This window comes from Pseudoalteromonas sp. APC 3250 (assembly GCF_030407915.1).
Taxonomy (GTDB): domain Bacteria; phylum Pseudomonadota; class Gammaproteobacteria; order Enterobacterales; family Alteromonadaceae; genus Pseudoalteromonas; species Pseudoalteromonas tetraodonis.
Genome location: NZ_JASDCM010000024.1, coordinates 24,636 through 43,820 on the forward strand (window position 1 = coordinate 24,636; position 19,185 = coordinate 43,820).

General features: G+C 39.7%; 14 protein-coding genes and 1 pseudogene. 6 read left to right on the plus strand and 9 right to left on the minus strand.

All coding sequences use genetic code 11. The features are described 5' to 3' along the window. Positions 1–10 precede the first annotated feature (10 nt). The 4 genes from QL986_RS17520 to QL986_RS17535 are packed head-to-tail and all read right to left on the minus strand — an operon-like array spanning position 11 to position 3,974. Complete coding sequence (locus tag QL986_RS17520; protein WP_028834941.1) at positions 11–1,243, minus strand: HlyD family efflux transporter periplasmic adaptor subunit; 1,233 nt, start codon at positions 1,241–1,243, stop codon at positions 11–13. A gap of 16 nt (positions 1,244–1,259) precedes the next feature. Next, a complete protein-coding gene (locus QL986_RS17525; protein WP_028834940.1) occupies positions 1,260–2,585 on the minus strand; it encodes a TolC family protein in 1,326 nt (441 codons plus the stop codon). A 13-nt stretch (positions 2,586–2,598) separates the two neighbouring features. After that, positions 2,599–3,573 (minus strand): M56 family metallopeptidase, encoded by a 975-nt coding sequence (locus QL986_RS17530; protein WP_231485805.1) that lies wholly within the window; start codon positions 3,571–3,573, stop codon positions 2,599–2,601. Positions 3,574–3,590: 17 nt separating this feature from the next. After that, positions 3,591–3,974: a BlaI/MecI/CopY family transcriptional regulator gene (locus tag QL986_RS17535; protein ID WP_028834938.1), complete on the minus strand. Its 384-nt coding sequence runs from the start codon at positions 3,972–3,974 to the stop codon at positions 3,591–3,593. An 84-nt stretch (positions 3,975–4,058) separates the two neighbouring features. Here QL986_RS17535 and QL986_RS17540 point away from each other — a divergent pair, with 84 nt between their 5' ends. The 3 genes and pseudogenes from QL986_RS17540 to QL986_RS17550 all read left to right on the plus strand — a co-directional run bounded on the left by QL986_RS17540 (position 4,059) and on the right by QL986_RS17550 (position 7,771). Then, on the plus strand, positions 4,059–4,412 hold the full coding sequence (locus tag QL986_RS17540) for a DUF3147 family protein (RefSeq protein ID WP_028834937.1): 354 nt from the start codon (positions 4,059–4,061) through the stop codon (positions 4,410–4,412). 681 nt (positions 4,413–5,093) lie between these two features. Continuing rightward, positions 5,094–6,125 (plus strand): annotated as a pseudogene (dinB, locus tag QL986_RS17545) (DNA polymerase IV). A 110-nt stretch (positions 6,126–6,235) separates the two neighbouring features. Then, positions 6,236–7,771, plus strand: a complete 1,536-nt coding sequence (locus tag QL986_RS17550) for a leucyl aminopeptidase family protein (RefSeq protein WP_024601549.1) — start codon at positions 6,236–6,238, stop codon at positions 7,769–7,771. A gap of 80 nt (positions 7,772–7,851) precedes the next feature. Here QL986_RS17550 and QL986_RS17555 read toward each other — a convergent pair whose 3' ends face one another. Both QL986_RS17555 and QL986_RS17560 read right to left on the minus strand, forming a co-directional pair. After that, positions 7,852–9,489 (minus strand): methyl-accepting chemotaxis protein, encoded by a 1,638-nt coding sequence (locus QL986_RS17555; protein ID WP_138686740.1) that lies wholly within the window; start codon positions 9,487–9,489, stop codon positions 7,852–7,854. Positions 9,490–9,762: 273 nt separating this feature from the next. Then, the gene (locus QL986_RS17560; RefSeq protein WP_290191763.1) at positions 9,763–11,988 is read right to left on the minus strand and encodes a DPP IV N-terminal domain-containing protein; all 2,226 of its coding nucleotides are present in this window, start codon (positions 11,986–11,988) and stop codon (positions 9,763–9,765) included. Between the two features lie 107 nt (positions 11,989–12,095). On the opposite strand from QL986_RS17560, the gene QL986_RS17565 reads away from it, so the two are divergent. Both QL986_RS17565 and QL986_RS17570 read left to right on the plus strand, forming a co-directional pair. Beyond that, complete coding sequence (locus tag QL986_RS17565; protein ID WP_064664261.1) at positions 12,096–12,494, plus strand: HIT family protein; 399 nt, start codon at positions 12,096–12,098, stop codon at positions 12,492–12,494. 31 nt (positions 12,495–12,525) lie between these two features. Further along, positions 12,526–13,056 carry a hypothetical protein gene (locus tag QL986_RS17570; RefSeq protein ID WP_215521986.1) on the plus strand — a complete coding sequence of 177 codons (531 nt, stop codon included), beginning with the start codon at positions 12,526–12,528 and terminating at the stop codon, positions 13,054–13,056. A 70-nt stretch (positions 13,057–13,126) separates the two neighbouring features. Here QL986_RS17570 and QL986_RS17575 read toward each other — a convergent pair whose 3' ends face one another. Further along, the gene (locus tag QL986_RS17575) at positions 13,127–14,827 is read right to left on the minus strand and encodes a Zn-dependent hydrolase (protein WP_290191764.1); all 1,701 of its coding nucleotides are present in this window, start codon (positions 14,825–14,827) and stop codon (positions 13,127–13,129) included. Positions 14,828–15,109: 282 nt separating this feature from the next. Between QL986_RS17575 and QL986_RS17580 the strand changes: the two genes are divergently transcribed. Continuing rightward, a complete protein-coding gene (locus QL986_RS17580; protein WP_013464223.1) occupies positions 15,110–15,949 on the plus strand; it encodes an HDOD domain-containing protein in 840 nt (279 codons plus the stop codon). Positions 15,950–16,181: 232 nt separating this feature from the next. Here QL986_RS17580 and rdgC read toward each other — a convergent pair whose 3' ends face one another. Then, positions 16,182–17,093, minus strand: a complete 912-nt coding sequence (rdgC, locus tag QL986_RS17585; protein WP_008111993.1) for a recombination-associated protein RdgC — start codon at positions 17,091–17,093, stop codon at positions 16,182–16,184. A gap of 73 nt (positions 17,094–17,166) precedes the next feature. Further along, on the minus strand, positions 17,167–18,933 hold the full coding sequence (locus QL986_RS17590; protein WP_013464224.1) for an ATP-binding protein: 1,767 nt from the start codon (positions 18,931–18,933) through the stop codon (positions 17,167–17,169). Positions 18,934–19,185 lie beyond the last annotated feature (252 nt).

Consider the following 19,185-nt stretch of genomic DNA (forward strand, 5'->3'; position numbering starts at 1 on the left):
TTATACGCTCCTAATGATCATGTGATGCGCCAGACTTTTCAATGTCGGCTTTTAAGATGTAGCTATTATCAGCCACGTATTCTGTACCTGCTTTTAATCCACCTAGAACTTCAATCCATTCACCTCCGGCTCTTCCAAGCTCAAGCATACGGACTTCGTATTGTTTACCGACTTTGGCATAGACAACGGTGAAATCTCTAAAACTTTGCAAACCAACACGCTTAACAGCAAGCGGCACATCGATTGTTGCTACTTCAATATTTGCTTTAACGAAGTTTCCTTCTGCAAGTTCAGCATCTGCTAATTCAACCCAAACCATTCTTGCTTGATCATCTCTCACGCTTGGCTCAATAAATGACACCTCACCTACAAGGGGGTTCTTATGACCTTCAATGTTTAACGTAACTGGCGTTTCCAGTTTAACCTTGGAATAATCCGAAGGATAAACCGCTAATTTGGCAATATGGCGATTAAAATTGGTAATGGTGAGTAAGGTTTTACCATTGGTTTGCTCACCCGCGTTTGCGAATAACTGGGTAATAACACCATTAATGGGCGCTTTAATAACGTAGGGCTTAAGACTTTCATTACTTTCTACTGTGAATAGCGTTTGCCCTTTTTTAACGATTTCACCGAAATTGACGTGTAATTTGGTGATTTCACCATCAAAACGCGCTGCAATGTTTCGCTTAGCGCCCACAGGTAAACTTAATTTTCCATAAGCAGGAATGGTTTGATGAATTGTCGCAGGGCCTGCAATTTCAGTGTTGATTTCCATTGCATCGGCAACTGCCTGTTCAATTGTGGTGCGACCCTCGAAGTTGTCATATCGCCAATTGTACTTTTTACCCTGATAAGTTGCTTCAATGGCAACGACAAAAGAGTGAGGCTCATAAATCACCATATCACCGCGAAGAAAGTCACCTTGGGCATTGAAGTTAATATCATCAGTGCCATCGCCTAGACGGATTAACTTTACGTTTAAACTAACTTTCGCTGGGTCAATAGGTTGCCCTTCATTTGTTGCCCAAACACGAAATTCTGGCGGCACGCCTGTTTCAAAAATAGAGAGTTCAATTGCAAAATCACCTTCTCGTAACATGCGCCCACGGTGTGGACCTTTCTCTGGTTCAGCTTGCTCAGCCGCAGGTGATGATGCCGCAATAGCATTAGGTGCGACGACGCCTGTTAATGAGATAAGTATCGCCAAACTCAATGACGACAGGATATTTTTATTTTTCATAAGTTTGCTCACGGTTCTACTCGCTATCACTAACGGACACGCCAGTTAGGCGTTGAATTTCAATATGTTGTAAGTGCAAAGATTGATAAGAATCAAGTAACTGATTTTGGGCGCTGAGTAGCTCTCTACGGATATCACTCCACTGGTTGTAGCTAAGTTTGCCGATATCAAATGCCTGACTTGCTTCAGTCAATGCGGTTTCTAGTACAGGAATAATTTCAGCTTGAATCGTTTCAATGACATGGTGGGAATGCGCCATTTCTTGCAATAGCACATAAAGCTGTGCATCAAGTTTCTGCATTAACGCTTGTTGCTGACTTGCCAGAACATCTTGTTTTGCGAGTAAGGCAGCTATTGTTCCTGCATTTCTATTTTCACTTCCCCAAGGAATAGAGACACCCGCCACTAAACCAAAATCATCGGTCGTTTCATATCGTCTTAGTCCAGCAGTGAATTGCCACTGAGGTTTGGCTTCAATACGTGCGAGTTCCATTTGAGACTGGGCGATACGTTGTTCATCAGCAAACTGCTGTATTTGCGGGATTTGCTTAAGCTTGTTTAGCTGGCTTTCTACAGATGGAATTTCCGGCTTAAGCACTAAATTCCCCGTTAACTTAAGCTCTGCCTGAGGCTTACCCCATAAGGATGACAGTTGATAATGGCTGGCTTTTAATTCGTGCTCTAAATCTTCGACAGCGAGATTTCTTCGAACCAACTCAGCTTGAGCCAAGCGCATTTCGACATTAGAACTTTTGCCTGCTTTTACTCTTTTGGCAATAGCGTCAACCACTTCCTGTGCCTGAGATACCGCTAATTTATTGAGTTTCAGGCGCTCTTGTTTTATCAAGATTTCAACAAACTGCTTAGCAACAATCGCAGATAAATCGAGGGCTTTTATTTTTTGCTCGACTATTACTGCACTTGCTTGGCTTTTTGCCGCATTAACTCTGCCATCAATTTGATCTTGTTGAAGCAACCAAGAGTAGGTGAGCGTTGATTGCATACTTTTTAATGCACTATGCTCACCAGTCCCTAACGCATCTTCAATCATTAAACCTATTTGAGGACGCTCTCCAATTCCAGCTTGCTCGATATTACCTTGCCACAAGGCTTCTTGAGCTATCAAGGCTTTTAATTCAGGATGACTTTGTAGAGTCATGGTCACAGCCTTGCTTAAATTTATAACCTGATGTGATGACTGTGATTGCTGCTGGATTTGCGCATTAGCCAAAAAGGGAGTTGATGTTACTAAACCAGCCCCCGTTGTTAAAAATAGACCAACAGCCAAAAACCGATTGCCAGTCGGTTTTTTTCTGTTGCTTTTATAAAGATTAAATCTCATTCCATATCCTTAATTAATGGATGAAAAAAGTTTCGATAAAGTGATGAAAACTATCGACAGTGGATGCCGCTAGTACTGGCATAGTTGCCAATAATGCTAGAGTAATGATGAAAGTAGTAAGTGACGGTTTATTAATTGGATTTAATAAACCTTCAACACGAAGACTCGTGTAATCATGTCCGAAGTAGCTAACAGACGCCTGATCGCAATCCGTAGGAAGTGCTTTTTGAAGTCTAGCGACATCAATTAATGTCTGTGCGATATCAAGGTGGTCGTATTCTTTTGTGACCTCATTGTCGGCCATCTTTTCCGTCATTAAGACATATTGCTCGATTAGGGTTTGTTTTATACGTGACGGATAGAAGCTGGCAAGTGCCGTGAAAAGCACTTTAAATAACGGGTCTCTTGCCGTTACATGAGCCAGTTCATGATTAACGATGATATTAAGTTGTTCATCGCTAACTTGGGTTTGTAGTCCGGTTGATACATATATCTTGGGAGATATAAAACCTGTAGTAAAGGCAACAGGCACTTTAACAGGCATCAATAAATATTGATTGCCATTAGTCGTCCTAGCATCTTGTGCATCAGTAAAGCTTAGTAAACTCGATAATGCGATGGACTGTTTGGTTCTAGCAAAGGTAGTCTTAGTTACGCGCCAAGCTAAATAGATTAGTGCTAAAAGTAAGGTTAACGCGTGCCAACTTGAAAAGCTAAAAATATCGATATGGTGCCAATGGGCAAAATCTTCGAACCAGCTTATGTTAAAAACTTTATCAAACCCTAACGAGTAAGGCATAAAGTAACTAATACAAGAAAAGGCTATCCACCAAGGTGCACTCACTAGTGACCACAATATAAACTTTTGACTATTAAAACTGACTTGTTCGAGTCTGAACAACACAAAACGAGATACGACAGCAACAGTTGCAATACCTATCACAAATGCAAGCACTGAAACACTGAGCAAATTTAGAACGATTGCCATATCTCCAACTAACATAATTAAGCCCGCTCCTTTCTAAGCTGGCGTTGTTTCTCGATCATTTTTTCTAATGTATCGAGTTGTTCGTCATTAAGCTGTGCCGAAGCAGAACTGAACGCAGCAATTAAGCTATTTTCACCATCATCAACAAAGTCACTGGTTACATTTGAAATAAGTTGAGCAATTAAGCCTTCACGATCTACTCTGGCTGAATAACAATACGCATGGCCTTGTTTAGTGCGTTTAAGTAATTCTTTTTTAAATAACCTATCAAGCGTACTTTGGATAGTATTTAACGAATTACCACGAGCTAACCCCAGTACTTTATGTACTTGCTTTGCATCCGCTTCTTTCACATTCCAGAAATGTTGAAGCACTAACTTTTCTAGTTCACCTAACTGCATAACACTTTACTCTATTTAATTCGTTGGCTATATTGTCACAACAAAAACCGATAGGCAATCGGTTTTTTCATTTAAGGACATTATATGGGTTGGCTAATAACTAAGTATTTGATCACCGCTACGGTCATTGTCGCGGCATCAGAGCTAGCAAAACGAAATGATAAACTAGGCGCACTAATAGTGGCCTTACCGACAGTCACAATTTTAGCCATGATTTGGTTATATGTTGAAAAGCAGCCGTCAGAGAAAATAGCCAATCACGCTTGGTACACCTTTTGGTATGTACTTCCCACATTGCCCATGTTTTTACTTTTCCCCATGCTGATGCAGCGCTACAGTTTTTGGCTATCGTTACTCATCAGCTCATTAATAACTGTAATTTGCTTTTGGCTGTTTTCTTTATTGCTGAAGCAGTTTGGAATAGATTTGCTTCCTTGAGGTTAACAGCAAGGTCCGTTGTTCGCCCCACAGCTGCCATTAGAGTATTTACGTTAACGCGTAATGGGGCAGAAGCGAGTTATACCTGAATGACTGAAATTGACACTTTTGCGAAGTTAGGCTGTGAACGATAAGTCATGGTTAGCTGTAATAAGCTAACTATTAGTAAGAGAAAATTTTCCTATTTACACATGTTTAAACAAGCTTTAGTAAGTCCAATATTTATAGTTGGCAATAAGTTATACTAGATGCTATTGATAAAATGAGGATGTTTTCGCACTAAAGTAGGGGAAGTCCAGTTAGTCGTATCTAAGTTCCCCCAAAGCTAATAACTCTAGGCATTTCTTTATGCTGTAAGAACAGTCATATAACTATACTGGTCTTGTGCAACACATAGCGCTAAGTTTCAATATTACTAAATATTTAATAGGATCAGGGATTGAGTAGCTACTTACAGCAAGAGACATATGACTGTATTTTGCATAAAGATACTACTAAGTCTTATTGATGGCTTACTTAGTACATATTCCTTTTCAATTAATTTAGACGCTAAACTACGATATAATTGTAAGTTTTTATCTGAAATTAATGTAAGTGAATACTGTAAGCTTATTTAAATTTAAAAATATTTTAAATTCAATAGCTTGAGTTTTTAAGTTCCATAAACTTACACTTTTTACCCTGTAGTTTTACCATGCGGCCGTAGAAATGCGCGACAATCCTAAGCTTGCAAGCGTACCGCTGGCAATTGGCGGAAATAGTCGCCGTGGAGTGATCTCTACCGCTAACTATATTGCTAGAGAGTATGGGGTGCGCTCTGCTATGTCTAACTATCATGCCAAACAGCTTTGCCCTGACTTAGTTATTGTGCCTGGCAGAATGGCTGTTTATAAACAAGTATCGACACAGATCCGCGCCATTTTTAACCGCTATACTGACCTTGTAGAACCTCTTTCGCTTGATGAAGCATATTTAGATGTGAGCCATAGTACTGCTTTTAAAGGTAGTGCAACGTTAATTGCTGAGCAAATTCGTACCGATATTTTTAATACCACAGGACTGACTGCATCTGCAGGGATTGCCCCAATTAAATTTATAGCCAAAATTGCTAGTGATGAAAATAAGCCCAATGGCCAATTTGTAGTATTGCCTGAGCAGGTTGACTCGTTTTTAGCCCAATTGCCATTAGGTAAAATTCCAGGGGTGGGTAAAGTAACTCTAGAAAAGCTTAATTTAAAAGGGTTATACACGGGGCAAGATGTGCGCGAAAAAGGGGCTAATTGGATGCAACAGCATGTGGGTAATTTTGGTGTGTCGTTATATCAAAAGTGCATGGGTGAGCATATAGGGCGCGTTTCCACCGAGCGGGTACGTAAGTCATTGAGTGTGGAACATACTTATGAATACAACAAAAACAGCCTAGATGAATGCCTTGAACAATTACCGCAACTGTTAGATGAACTCGTGGTTCGATTAAATAAACAGCAACTACAACATAAAATTAATAAATTAAGTGTTAAAGTTAAATTTGCTAATTTTGTAGTGACCTCAGCAGATCAAGCTGCGCATCAATTAAACACGGCTATTTTTAAAGAGTTACTCGCCAAAGCCTATCAACGTGGATTACAACAACCGGTGCGCTTATTAGGAATTGGCGTGGGTATTAAAAATCAACCAGAGCATAATTTACAGCTCAGTATTTTAAATGTGTAAAACGTGTAACTCCAAGTTGCCAGTAAATATGCAGGTTATCGCAGTTCACTGGTTATAAATTGCTAAATAAATAATAATAGGGACTACGTTTTCTAACAGGATCCTTTTTTATGGCATATCCAAAAGCAGTACTGGCTAAGCCGGTAAGTGCAAGCCTAGATTGTACATCGCATGATGCACTTATTATTATCAGCAACGACTTTTCTCATTTACCAAATACGCCACTGCGTGATGCAATTTTAGACCAAGCCCAAGTAGACTCTCGCATAGGCAATCAAGTCACCTTGTTAGTGATTGCCGGTAAACGTGTCGTGTTAGCGCCAACAGGCCCTTTAAACAGAGATTATGACGACGTTCGTCGTTATTTTGATGCAGCCAAATTAGCCATTAATGAGGCAAAAGCATCAGGTAGTGTTAACCCTGCTATTTATTTACCCGCTTTAAATACGGATAGCCGTTATCAACATGCTCTTGAAGTGGCTTACTTAGGCGCATGCCAAGCATTATGGCAACCCCTAGAAGCGCGTGAGTTTCATGGTCAAGGTATTGAACCTATTACTCAAATAGGCTTAATTGATGCCAATGAGCAAACAATCAAAGCAGTCAATGCGTTAGCTGCGGGGCAATATGCCGCACGTGATTTATGTGGCACCGAGCCTGAACGCATGGCCCCCCCACGTTTTGCTGATTATTGTACTGAGTTATTTGAAAACAGTGCGGTGAGCGTTGATGTGATTGATGATTTAGCTGCCATTGATAAGCATTACCCCATGCTAAGTACCGTTGCTCGCGCATCGTATGCGGTAGAGCGCCATCATCCACGCGTTGTTAAACTTGAATACGTGCCTGAGGGCGAAGTAACCCGAACACTGATGTTTGTTGGTAAAGGTTTAGTCTATGACACGGGCGGTGCAGATTTAAAAGTCGGTGGTTTTATGGCGGGCATGAGCCGCGATAAAGGCGGTGCGGCCTCGGTTGCTGGATTTATGAAAGCAGTAGCCGATTATCAGCCTAAAGGGGTTAAAGTGATTGCCTTTTTAGCGGTTGTACGTAACTCCATTGGTTCAGATTGTTTTGTCCCTGATGAAATAATTACTAGCCGTGAAGGTGTGCGAGTACGTATTGGTAATACCGATGCCGAAGGGCGTTTAGCTATGGGGGATTTACTTAGTGAAATGAAAGATTTAGCTAAAAATGAAATAAATCCAACGTTGTTTACAGTGGCAACCTTAACAGGGCACGCTGCGCGCGCGATGGGGCCTTATGGCGCATATGTTGAGAATGGGCCCGCGCGTAGTGCTAATATTTCACGCCAATTAGCCGATTGTGGTGATTTATGGGCTGACGGTGCTGAAGTGTCGCGTTCACGCCGTGAAGATTATGATTTTATAAAACCACGCACTTTAGCTGACGATGTGCTTTCTAGTAATAATGTGGCTTCTGCTGTCACAGCGCGCGGCCATCAATTCCCTATGGCATTTTTAGCTGTGGTAGGTGGATTAGATAAGCATGGCAGTGAATCTACTTTACCACTTCCTTATGTACATATGGATATTGCTGGTAGTGGCGTTGAAGGCGGCGACTGGCAACATGGTAAACCAACTGCAGCGGCAGTTAGCAGTTTATTTGCCCGCTATTGTTTATAATTTTCTATAAATAATCCTAAAAAGCCCTGAAAATCAGGGCTTTTTAATTGGTGGAAGATATTTATTACCCGGAGTTAAGGTTAACTAAGCTTAAAGCGCGATACCACGCTTGATAACTCAACACTGCTTTGTTTGAGTTTGTCGCTAGCGCGAGTTAAATCTTTGGTGTTACCCAATGATTGCTCAGTAGATTGTGATAAATCGTTAATTCTTAAATTCACCTCGTCTGCGGCTGATGTTTGCTGCTCTGTGGCGCGAGCAATTTGGCCGTTCATATCGGTGATCACCGATACCAGCCTGTCTATTTCATCAAGTGATTCATTAGCTGAAGAGGCTTGTTCAACCGTAGAAATAGAAATCTCTTGGCTAGATTTTACCGCTTCAACTGCAGCTTTAGCCCCTTCTTGCAGCTTAGCTATCATAGCTTGAATCTCATCAGTGCTTTTACCTGTCCGGCTGGCAAGTGTTCTTACTTCGTCGGCTACAACTGCAAAGCCTCTTCCATGTTCACCTGCTCTTGCTGCTTCAATAGCTGCGTTTAGCGCTAACAGATTGGTTTGTTCAGCAATGCTTCTAATAACATCAAGTACCGAGCCAATATTATTACTCTCTTGAGCAAGGTCGGCGGTCACTTTGCTCACGGTTTCTATATTACTAGAGAGGGTTTCAATGGCGGTAATGGTTTTCGACACTACATTTTTACCCGTTGATGCATTACTAGCAGCATCATTTGCGGCTTGCTCAGCAGCTTCGGCATTACGGCTAACATCATGAATTTGATGAGTCATTTGCTCCATTGCCGCGACTACTTGGGTGCTACTGTCGTTTTGAAGCTCAATAAACGACTGGCTGGTTTTGCTAGAATCATCTACAGCATGGGCATGCTCGTTTACATCGTTTGCGCTTTTGGCAACCAGCACCAAAGACTCCCTAATTTTGGATACAAACAAATTAAATGATCTCGAAAGCTGAGATATTTCATCATTGCCATTTTCGTTGAGAGTACGGGTTAAATCCCCCTCACCTTGAGATATATCTTTCATCATTTCTGCTGCTAAACGAGTCGGCGTTAAAATACTGCGACCAATAAAGTAGCTAAAAAGTACGACAACGACGATCATAATCATTACATTGATAACGATAATAGTACGTTGCTGCGAAAAGGTGTTGTCTATGGTATCAAGGTAAACGCCCGAGCCGATGATCCATTGCCATTGATTAAAGCCTTTTACATACGCAATTTTATCTACGGGTTTGTCGCTGCCGGGTTTTGGCCACTTGTAAGGCACATAGCCTTCGCCGGATTTTTTAACAACATCAACCATTTCAACAAACAAAGGGGTGCCATCAGGGTCTTTATTATTCGTTAAATCTTTCCCTTCAAGGGCTGGTTTAATTGGGTGCATTACCATGGCTGGCTGATAATTGTTGATCCAAAAATAGTTAGTATCATCGTAACGCAATGAGCGTATTGAGGCCATCGCTTGAGATTGTGCTTGTGCACGAGTGAGTGTTTGACTTTGTTCAAGCGCTGCGTAGTGTGTAATGATGCTATAAGCAGTTTCCACCACATTTTTAGTTTTTAGATATTGCTCATTTTTAAGCGATTTATATTGATTACTTAAACTCGAAATACTCAATACAATTAAACCAAAAATTACAATCCCTACTAAAATGGCTAAACGTTGAAATATAGAAAAACGACGGAGGTTTGGCATATGCATGTTCCCGTATTAGAGCATTATTTCTCTTAAATAAGCATAGTTAAAATATAGGCTAATACGGTTTTATTTTCCTTATATTGTATTTTTAATACTCTCTTTGTTAACTAGTTTGCGTAAATACAATAAAAAGGATAGGCCGAACTTTTACTTAACGGGAGCTTATAATGAATTTAATTATTGTTTGTTGACGTTTCAATATAGCTTATTTGCATAAAAAAAGGCTGATACTTATATCAGCCTTTAGTCGAATAATTAACCCAGTTTTAGTTACTTTGTATTAAAATTACGGTTAAAGAAGTTTGTAATAGTTTGATGTAAATGAGTTTGAACTTGTTTACCGCGAAGGCTATGTTTTGAGCCCGGGTAAGTCATCATTTCAAACTGTTGATTGTTATCTTGCAGCTGTTTAAACAATTTAGTGGCATGGGTAAATAATACGTTGTCATCGGCCATACCATGGTAAATCATTAATGGGCCTTTTAAGCCTTCAGCGTATGGGAACACCGCACTGTCGATATAGCCTTGGGCATTAGTATCAGGGTGACCCAAATAGCGCTCAGTATAATGGGTGTCGTATAGAGCCCAGTCGGTAACCGGAGCACCAGATACACCCGCGCTGAAGTAATCGCCTGCTTTAAACATGGTCATTAGCGCCATATAACCACCGTAGCTGTGGCCGTATATACCTATGCGAGCAGGGTCTACGTAATCAAGAGTACGTAAAAACTCAACGCCTTTGATTTGATCCGCCACTTCTACAACGCCTAAGTGCTTATAAATTGCATCTTCAAACTTTTTACCGCGATTGTAAGAGCCTCGGTTATCAAGTTGAAAAATTACATAACCTTGTTGCGCCATGTATTGAAAATATAAATTTTTACTGCGCCAGCTATTCGTTACTCGCTGAGCATGAGGACCACCGTAAACGTTGACAATAACCGGATGCTTTTTACCCTTTGCCATATTTGCTGGTTTAAATAAACGGTAATGCATAATTTGGCCGTCTTCAGCGGTAATTGTTCCGTATTCGGGCTGGGCTAAATCAGTTAGATACGGGGTAAGTGGGTGAGAGTCATCAAGCTTATTCTCTTCAAGCCACGTAATAAACTCACCATTAATTTTGCGCAGTGCAGCTGAATTTGGCTTATTAACCGATGAGCTATTATCAATGAAAGTTTTATTATCTTTAGCTAGAACGACATTATGGTATTGGCCTTTTTCAGTAATGCGCTTCATACCCCCTTTTTTAAATAAAGACGCACTGTATAAATGGCTCTCTAGCGGGGTATCTTTACGTGCAGCAAAGTAAACAACGCCATTTTTTTCATCTATCCCTTTTAGGCTATCTACGACCCAATCACCTGCGGTAATCTGGCGGATAAGTTGGCCGTTATTACGATATAAATAAAGGTGCTTAAATCCATCGCGCTCTGAGGCCCATACAAAATGCTTTTTATCTTTTAAAAATTCAAGGTCAAAATGCAAGTTGATCCAGGTATCACTTTTTTCAGTTAAAGCAACGGTTTGTTGTTTTGTTTTAGTGTTGTAAAAACGTAGTTCTAAGTTATGTTGCGAGCGGTTTTGCCATTGATAAGAGAGCGTATTGCTGTCGTTTAGCCACTTAGCGCGGGCAATATAAATATCTTTATCGTCGCCTAAGTCAATCCAGTCAACTGCTTGATCATTAAGATTTACCACCCCAAGTTGAATGTCAACATTATTGGTGCCAGTAAATGGATAACGCTGGTTAAATAGTTTTACTTCATCAGCATAAATTTCGTTACGAATCGCTTCTTGAACAGGGCTTTCATCAACGCGAGTAAAGGCGATTTTAGATTCATCATTTGCCCACCAATAACCGGTCATACGGCTCATTTCTTCTTGCGCCACAAATTCGGCCATGCCGTTTTTAATTACGCCACCGCCATCTTTACTTAACTGAATTTCTTTACCTGAAGCCAGCTCTAGTGCATATAGGTTTTGCTCTCGGATAAAGGATACGAAATTTCCTTTTGGAGAAAAACGCGCATCGGTTTCAAATGCGTCTGTGTTAGTCAGCTTTTTACTATTTTTAGCATCTAAGTCATAGTAATAAAGATCGCCATTAAGAGGGAATAACAGTGCTTTCCCATCTTTTGACCATTTATATTCAAGGATACCTTTTCCAAAAATACGTTGGCGTTCGCGGCGTGCTTTTTCTTCATCGGAGAGATTTTCTGGGCCTGAAAATAACTGCGCCGAATCAACTAACAACCGGTTGGTATTATCTTTTAAATTATATTCCCATAAATCGTAGCGGTTATAGTCATCGGTTTTACCTTGTAAGTAGGTAACCCGGCTACCATCAGGCGAAAACTTGAGTTGTACCGGAGATTTGCCTGCTAAGCTCGGATCATCAAATATACGATCAAGCGTTAGCGGCTCAGCTTCTGCGCTTAATGCGCCCGCGAGTAGGGGAATTGCCAGTGAGAGGTGTTTTAGTTTTTTTAACACAGGATTGCCTTTACTTACATAAAATTATCTCGATGGTAAAGCACAAGCGTGTGCAACTGCAACTAAATGCTATAAAGTGTGCGGTAAAATAATCTAAGGACTTTAACATGAGCAAAACATCATTTACCTTAGCACCTGAACTGAAAAGAGATTGTATTGAACTGGCTGATTGGCCACTTTGTAAGGTGTTACTATTAAACGACAGCCAATATCCTTGGTTTGTATTGGTCCCCAGAATAGCGGGCTTAAAAGAGATTATTGATTTAACCGAGCAGCAACAAATTACTTATTTACACGAGTCAGCGAAACTCAGTCATTTGTTAATGGAGGTGTTTAATCCTGATAAGTTAAATGTAGCCGCATTGGGTAATATGGTGCCACAACTACATATTCATCATATCGCGCGTTTTAAAACAGATATTGCGTGGCCTGCGCCGGTATGGGGCAAGTTTCCGAGTGTGCCTTATACTCATGAGCAGATAGAGCAATTAAAAGCGCATTTTTAAAAATCAAAATGAGTTACTTTGAGGGGATAGTATGAAATTAATCAAACAACTCTGTACAAGTGTATTTATTGCAGCCATTGCAGTGTCAGCAGTGATAGCGGGCGAGCAGCCAGTAGCTATAGATGTGGTAAATAACGCTAATATTAAAAACTTTGCAGCACATAACAACTTAGTTTTTTCAGCAGCGCAACCGACTGATGAGCAGTTTAAGCAACTGTCACAAGCTAATGTTAAGCATGTTATTAATTTACGTGCAGCAGATGAGCAAGACTGGGATGAAGGCGCGTTAGTCAATTCTTTAGGAATGAATTACCACGCAATTGAGATTGCAGGTGCACAAGATGTAAACATCGACAATGCAAAACGATTAGCTAGCCTTTTAGAAGAACTTAAAGGTGAGTCAGTGGTTGTTCATTGTGCGAGCAGTAATCGTGTTGGTGCGCTAATGGCTATTTCAGCTCATCAACAAGGTGCAGATATAGAGTCTGCGATTGAAACCGGAAAGCAGTGGGGAATGGCAAGCCTTGAGCCGGTTGTTCGTAAAGTGATGAGTGATAAATAATTAGACTAATAAGTAATAAAAAAGCGTTACAGTGTAACGCTTTTTTTTATGTGAGCTAATTTAGCGCATATTAATTAAGGCCAAGCACATCTTTGCCTTGTTTGAAGGTCACATCTACAGGGATGTTTGCTTTGCTTAACTTTTCTAAATCTTTAGCTAGTTCCGCTTTAATATCGCCATGAGTTGCAATCAGTTGATCAACTTTTTCGTAATCACCGTCACCTTGCAGGGTTAAAATAAGGCGCGATAATTTAGCCATAGCGTCGCCCATTTTATCCATGTTGATGCTATACAAGCCGTCTTCATTTTTAGAGAAGGCACCTTCTTGAGCAAAAAAGTTAAAGCGGATCATATTTGCTTTACCATGTGCACTTGAAGCACCAAAGCGCACTGAGCGGAAAATACCCGCCATAAAAGTGGTGTAGTAATCTTCTAATGTACCTTCGGTGATTTCACCTTTTTTAAGTAACTGTTCAACCATGTATAAACCAAGAATATCGGCTTTACCTTCTTCCAAGGCGCTAGCATGCTCTTGTAGAGATTGGCGAACGGTACCTTTGCCGGTAATAGTATTTTTAATACCTAAACCGTGAGCTACTTCATGGAACATAGTGTTAGCAAAAAATGCATCAAAGGTAATGTGTTTACGTTGCTCTGGCACAATTAACTGCTCTGCGATAGGGACTAAAATTTTATCAAACTTCGCTCGCATTGCATTTTTAAGCTGTAAGCGACGTGTGCCTTTTTCTAGCTGTACTTGCTCATCATTTGGTAAGTTAATTGCAATGGTTTTACTGCCGGCATTTGAGTGCCCAGCATAATAAACAACATCGTAGGCATTTAAGTCAGCATCTGAGCCTGGTACTTCTTGCTTGTACTTGCTATCAACAGGTAAGCCTTTTTGCAGCTCAGGTAAAAAGGCAGCAAATTTAGCCAGGCGTTCGCTCCATTTTAAATCTTTAATTAGTACATACGATTCATAGGCAGCACGATAACCAAATAATTGGTCTTCGTAGTTTTCAATTGGGCCAATAACAACATCGATAGGATTATTTTTCATATCCATCCAAGCAAAGTCAGAGGCTTGGAAATCATCGCTTTGTATTGCGTCAGCTCGTAAGTTTAGGTAGTTGGCAAATTCTTTGTCGTCAGCTAATTTGCTAGCGTCTCTAAGTAACTTAGCTGCTTGGGCAAGCTCTACTGCATATTCTTCTGAATAAGGCGTGCTGTATAAATTACCTAGTTCATCGCGTTTAATAAGTGAGTAAAGCCCTGTTTTATCTTTTACATCAGCGTTATTAAGCTCTTCTTTGGTGATGTCGGCTGGGTAAAAACCGGCCCCAAGCGGCTTTTCTTTATAGCCTGATAAGAATACTTCATCGCCGTTTAAGCGATCCCATGGGCCATAGTTGATATCAGCAAACTGACGTACTTTTTCATCATCTAGTTGTGCTAAAAAGTCTTGCTTATCTTTACCAAATGCTTGTTTCCAAAATAAATCGTCCATAATTTTTGAAGCATCAATAAGCTTGGCAACCATGGCTTTTTGGTTCTCAGATAAGTGTGACAAATCGCTTTGTAAGCTGAAGTCTGTGTATATGTCTAAGCGTTGACGGTCAATATTAACGAGTGTTGGCCCTGAAGGCGCTTGAGAAGCCGTTGGCGCTGAGCTTTGCGGCGTATTGTTTGAAGACGGTGCTTGCTCAGAACAGGCACTAAGAAAAACGATGCCAGAGAGCAGTATTGCTTGGCTAATTTTATTTAAGATCATTATATTGCCTTTAAAAAGTCTATTTTATAACTTGTATACTGTAAGTTAAGGTACTGAAAGCGTGTTAATGTGCCTTAGCATGTTTGCATTAAAGCAAAACACACTAGCAAATAGCAAGTATTAGGCGTTAGTGCGCATAAATCAGTGAGGCACTAGTAAATAATCAATAATTATCTACAATTTTTTCTACTTTGGGTATATGTTTAGTACTGCTAAGCTTTGAAATAATTAATAATATAAGACTTGCTGTAAAGTGTAGGTCATTAAGCAAAGGGATATTTTATGTCTACAGAGAATGCCTTACTCACAATTTTGGTTGACAGAATTAACAACGACACACTGGTGTTACCTACGTTACCAGAGGTAGCGATTAAGGTTCGCCAAGCCGCAGATAACCCCGATGTTAATTTGATGCAAATGTCAGATGTGATAGCACATGATCCTGCATTGTCGGCGCGGATGATCAAAGTCGCAAATAGTGCAATTATGGGCCGAGCTGTAAAGGTGTCTAACTTGCACCAAGCCGTAACACGTATTGGGCTTAGGCAAATAAAAAATATTGCCACAGCCATGGCGATGGAGCAGTTATTTGTATCTAACAACGAGTTAATAAAAGGCTACATGGGAAAGGCGTGGCATAAAACGCTGCATGTGGCCTCGCACTCTATTTCATTAATGGAGTTTTACTTAAAAAGAAATACCCATACATCGCTAAATCGCGATGCCATTACATTAGCTTCATTAGTTTATAATATTGGGGTGTTACCCATTTTAACTGAAGCAGAGCGTCACCCTGAAGTGTTTGCAAGCCCCAGCTTTTTAGCCCATGCGATTCAACGTTTAAGTGGTAAAATTGGTGGTTCAATCATGAAAGCATGGGAATTTCCTGATGTGTTTGTTGAGGTCGCGCAGCACTGGGCAGATGTGAATCATCGTACTGCTGAGGTGAGTTATATCGACTTTATTCGTGTTGGTGCAATCCTTGAGGGAACCTTACAAGTATCTGATAAGTCAGCAGCGCTGCAAACGTATATTGATAAAGGCATATTTCCTTCATTAGAAATGTTAGAGAGTGAAGAGTATTTGCATATGGTTGAAGACGTAAAAGAAATGTTTAGTTAATACCAATTTTATTAAAAACATGATTATTCTAGCGTATTAAATAATCCGCTACCTGCGTTAAAAATTATTTATATAGAACAACTATGTATCATAATTTTTGCCTTGTTATCGACTTATTTCTTTGTCGCTATAATAGATCACTAATTTAATGCAATTGGTATAACTTGTTTTTGAACAATAAAAAGCACGATTAATATCGTGCTTTTATTTTTAATACTATTTAATAAAGTTTTTACGCTAAATCGTCAGCATCACCTAAGCCCTGTGTAAGCTCTTCTAGCAATTGCTTAATTTCTTCAGATGCAAGAATAAAATCAGCATCTAGTTTAACCGCCATATCTTCTTTAGGAATATCGGCATTTTCTTCTTTAAGTGTTTCTGAATAGCTTAAACGTTTAATTGAGCCATCGTTTTGTAGCATAAATTTAACGCGCTCTTGCCAATCAAGGGCAAGCTTAGTAACGCGCTTACCACTTTCAAGGTGCGACTTCACTTCGTCACACGATAGGTCATGGCCTTTGAGTTTTACCTGAGCACCACTGTCATCAGCTTCTTCAAGTTCAGCGTCTGATCCAATTGCAAAGCCCTCTGGAGTACTAAAGTTAGTAAGCCAGTCAGTTAAAAATACGTCTAAATCATAATTAGCAAACGCAGGAACAACGGGTAATGTCCCTAATGATTTACGTAATAGAGCAAGTAGTTCCTCTGCTTTATTAAAGCTTGCACTATTAACTACCACCCACCCATTTTCTTGGTCTATAAAAGCAAACTGCAAGCTCGATTTTTTAAATGCTTGTGGCAATAAGGTGTGTAAGATGTTTTCTTTTAGTTCATCTTTTTCTTTTTTCTTTACTGGGCGATTTTCTTCGGCTTCAATCTGATCAACTTTTTCTGCTACCAGCTCATTTATTACCGAGGCTGGTAATACTTTTTCTTCACGTTTAGCGCACACTAAAATACTTTTTTGTGAGAAATGAGAAAGAGTTTCACCATGTTTACCAAATGCTTTTGTCCAACCAAATGTTGCCAACTCTTGGCCAGTACAAGGACGAAATAGATCTTGCTCTAATGCCTTATCAAAGTCTTCTTGTGTGTATGAAACGTCTTGTTTAAAGCGATAGCATATAAGGTTACTAAACCACATAGGGGAATGATCCATTTAAAAAATTTGTGCAATCATAGCAATAAAAGCCGCTTCTAGAAACGGCTGATTTAGCTTAATCGAGTTTAAAAAGTGGCAGGGGAGATGACATGTTTTTAGGGAACGAAATACGGTAGTGTAATCCTTGCCCAGGCTCACTACTTACTTCAATTTTACCATTGAGCGTTTGTTTTACTAAATTAAAAATAATATGGGCACCTAAGCCGCTGCCACCCTCATCACGCTTGGTGGTAAAAAATGGGTCAAATAAACGCTTTAGTTGAGCCGGTTTTAAACCTAAACCGTTATCTTGATAATTAATGATGAGGTCGTTTTCATCAGTATTTACATCTATGGTGATTTGGCCGCTGTTTATATTTTCAAAACCATGCACTAATGAGTTCATAATTAGGTTCGTAAATATTTGGCTAATGACTCCCGCAGGTAAGTTAATAATTAAATCATCTGGGCAATGTAGACGAATGCTGTGAGATGTTTTTTTAATTTGTGGGTGCAAAGAGCGTATAACTTCGTTGATGTAGTCTTTAAAGTTAATTGTTCTTAGAGCTTCACTGGCCTGATCTACCGCAATTTGTTTAAAGCTGGTTATTAAATCTGAGGCACGTTCTAAGTTGTGAGAGAGTAGTTGAGCGCTTTGCGCTGCATCATTAATAAAGCCTTCTAACGCCGCAGACGATAATGATTTATTTTTATACGCAGTTTCTATTTCGGTTAATCGCTCTTGTAAAAAAGAGGTGGCAGTAACGCCAATACCAATAGGGGTATTAATTTCATGAGTGATCCCCGCCACTAAGCCGCCTAATACCGCCATTTTTTCTGAGCCAACCAGTTGCTCTTGCGCAAAGCTTAATTCATCGAGCGAGCTTTGCAGCTGAGTTTGTTTGCTTAACAGTTCTTGTTCGGTTTGCTTTCGTAAATCGACTTCCTCTGTTAAAACTGCTTTTTGTCGCTCTAGTTCATATTTTTGTTGCTGTAGATCGATCATTGCTTGGCTTAAATTTGATGTTTTACGCGCAACATCCTGTTCAAGTTGTAAGTTTTGTTGATCCAGCTTTTGATTGCTTTCAATTAGGTCATGCTGAGTTTGTTTTAACTCTTTTTTATACTCAACAACCTTCGAAATCAGATTGTTAAAAGAGCGTTCCATTACTTTAAGCTCGTTATTTTCATCGGTGACTATTTTAACCTGTTGACCATCAAGCTCTTCTAACTCAAGGTATTCAATTTGCTCGGTTAATTGAGTAAGGGGCTCGGTGAGTAACTTTCTAAATGCAATTAAAAATAAGATGATTAAAAAAGTTGTTTTAATCATGGCATTACCAATCAAAAAGTAGATAGAGAGCATAATGCGACTAAAAATTACATCGCGACTAGAAAATAAAGTAACATCGCCTACTTGCGTTGCTCGTCCTGAAAACTCAAAAATAAGTGGAAATGTATAGCCAAATAAACCGGCTTTGGTGTCCTCTACCATGACATCTTCTTGCACAAGTTGCTGACTGTAAAGATTGTGAATATTTAGTGCGCGGCCTAATTGAGAAATAATAGCGCCATTATCGTCACGAATAATAACCCCCTCAACCATAGGTATATCGAGTAACCCCTCTGCGGTTGTGGTGGTTTGCTTTATATTTAGCTCCCAAATTGCTCTGGTTAAACTTCTACCAAAGGTCTTTTGTAATGTGCCAAGTTCATCGCGTATGTAATCTTTAGTATTGACGTACTCTGCGAAAATTTGCCCGCAGGTCACCACAAAGGTCAGTATAAAATAAACTGATAAAACCCGAGTGAGTAACTTTGTTGAAAGACTTTTTTGCGGCATGGGAGGCTTATATTTCCTTAAATTATTCAACTGTTAATGTACGCTTATAAACATTAGTTAATAAATGATTAAAAATAAACATATATTTTATAATATTGCTATTTAGCGTTGTTAAATAAGCAATATGAATCGCCCCGTGTTTGCCAGAGACTCAATAACTTGAGAAACTGGAACTATGAAAAAATCAAATCGCTATACATCAGAATTTCGTGAACGTGCAATTAGGCTTGTTACCACACAACAGCATGAATA

Excerpts from the sequence above, each read along its gene's own strand:
- QL986_RS17520 (WP_028834941.1), bottom strand. The coding sequence starts at position 1,243 with ATGAAAAATAAAAATATCCTGTCGTCATTGAGTTTGGCGATACTTATC.
- QL986_RS17550 (WP_024601549.1), top strand. The coding sequence starts at position 6,236 with ATGGCATATCCAAAAGCAGTACTGGCTAAGCCGGTAAGTGCAAGCCTA.
- QL986_RS17530 (WP_231485805.1), bottom strand. The coding sequence starts at position 3,573 with ATGGCAATCGTTCTAAATTTGCTCAGTGTTTCAGTGCTTGCATTTGTG.
- QL986_RS17555 (WP_138686740.1), bottom strand. The coding sequence starts at position 9,489 with ATGCCAAACCTCCGTCGTTTTTCTATATTTCAACGTTTAGCCATTTTA.
- rdgC (WP_008111993.1), bottom strand. The coding sequence starts at position 17,093 with ATGTGGTTTAGTAACCTTATATGCTATCGCTTTAAACAAGACGTTTCA.
- QL986_RS17535 (WP_028834938.1), bottom strand. The coding sequence starts at position 3,974 with ATGCAGTTAGGTGAACTAGAAAAGTTAGTGCTTCAACATTTCTGGAAT.
- QL986_RS17525 (WP_028834940.1), bottom strand. The coding sequence starts at position 2,585 with ATGAGATTTAATCTTTATAAAAGCAACAGAAAAAAACCGACTGGCAAT.
- QL986_RS17590 (WP_013464224.1), bottom strand. The coding sequence starts at position 18,933 with ATGCCGCAAAAAAGTCTTTCAACAAAGTTACTCACTCGGGTTTTATCA.
- QL986_RS17575 (WP_290191764.1), bottom strand. The coding sequence starts at position 14,827 with ATGATCTTAAATAAAATTAGCCAAGCAATACTGCTCTCTGGCATCGTT.
- QL986_RS17565 (WP_064664261.1), top strand. The coding sequence starts at position 12,096 with ATGAGCAAAACATCATTTACCTTAGCACCTGAACTGAAAAGAGATTGT.
- QL986_RS17580 (WP_013464223.1), top strand. The coding sequence starts at position 15,110 with ATGTCTACAGAGAATGCCTTACTCACAATTTTGGTTGACAGAATTAAC.
- QL986_RS17540 (WP_028834937.1), top strand. The coding sequence starts at position 4,059 with ATGGGTTGGCTAATAACTAAGTATTTGATCACCGCTACGGTCATTGTC.
- QL986_RS17570 (WP_215521986.1), top strand. The coding sequence starts at position 12,526 with ATGAAATTAATCAAACAACTCTGTACAAGTGTATTTATTGCAGCCATT.